Here is a 1,479-nt window from a genome sequence, read left to right as displayed (position 1 = left end):
CCGAACCGGAACCCGCAGCGCCCTCAGTACGCCTGATCTCCGCAGCCGCGAACGGCGACGGACGGGTGGAAGTGGCCAGCGAGCCGATGGCCCAGCCCGGTTGGCTGCTTGACGACCTGACCCACCGACAACCGCTCACCCACGACACCTCCGGGAGAGCCGTCACCGCTGGTCCGCTGCACGGGCGACTCGTACGCCTGGTCGACGCCAACGATGCCGTCCTGTCCAACCAGGTAGTCGTGGACGACCCGACCGCACTCGCAGCCGCGCTCACCGCCACAGCGCGACCCAGCCTCGACCTACCGGACGGCCTTGTCACTGGCGACCTCGACAGCCCGCTCGGCAAGATGCTGGCCTGGCTGCACCGCAACATGGTGATGGAGGTCAGCGACAGGCCGACATCCACCTCAGTCGGCGGCGTCACGGCCGATGAGGAAACCGAACAGGGCAACGACGACCTATGGGTACGCCTCGAACGTGAACAGCTCGGCCGTGACCCACGCGCCAGCCGATACGGAAGAATTTGGAGCGACAGTCTCGACGCCAGCGAACCGATCATCGAGCTCCTCGACGCGCTACGCGCGCGGACTCCATCCGAGCCCGCTTCCGGCCGAGCCGGGCATTCACTTCTTGCACGACTCCTCGACGCCGACGCCGACGCCGACGAAGAGGAGGCACCGACACCGCGGAGGTGGCGGCTCGCCGCCCGCGTCCGGGTACGCGCCCGCAACCTCCTACGACGCTGGGCCGACACGCAAGCTGACCCACGCCTGGCATGGGTCGAACCCCTTGCGCCGGCCGGCAACTTCGCGACGATCGTCGGCGCGTTCGCCGAACTCAACCTCGCCTCCGCCCAGACCCCCGACCGGCTGGAGTTGACCGAGCAAGACCTTGATGACCTGTGGCTGCGCTGGCTCGGCGGATTCGCGGGAGGCGGCACCCGCCCCGGCTGGCTCAACCAAGTCGATCAAGAAGTCCGTACGAAAACCAAACAACGACTGCCCCAGTGGCTACCGGAAGCCGCTGCCGCACTGTGCTGGCTGACCGTACAGCCTGGTCCACGCCGTCGGGAACGAATTGTGGAGGCCCAGCCCATCATCATCGCCGCGTTCAACCACACCCTGGTCGACCCGACAGACGAAACCGCCAGATACCTCAGCGCCATCACCGGACGCACCATCACTCGCGCCGAAGTCGATTTACAGCTCCTGGGCGCCATTACATTCATCGATGATGATCTCTGGTGTGCCCGCACGGCGTCCGAGCTCGGCCTTGACGACCTCACTCTCGACGCGCCACCCGGCGCCGCAGCGATCCAAGTCCGCCTTGGCGTGCAAGGCATCGCGGATCCTCTTCTTGACCCACGTCTGCCGCGGCTACTCGCCGCGACACGCCAATACCGGCGTTGCCATGGAGTAGCCGTCTACGCCACCGACGGAAGCTGGCGACTCTCCCTCACCGAAGGTGAGACGATCGCCG

At 66.9% G+C, this 1,479-nt stretch carries 1 protein-coding gene; it reads left to right on the top strand.

The window, feature by feature from the left end; genetic code table 11:
* Positions 1-65: 65 nt before the first annotated feature.
* Positions 66-1,479 (top strand): hypothetical protein (locus DMB66_RS59405; protein WP_148112953.1); only part of this gene is annotated, 1,414 nt, incomplete at its 3' end.

Source organism: Actinoplanes sp. ATCC 53533 (assembly GCF_003947245.1).
This window is presented reverse-complemented; position numbering and strand designations above follow the sequence as displayed.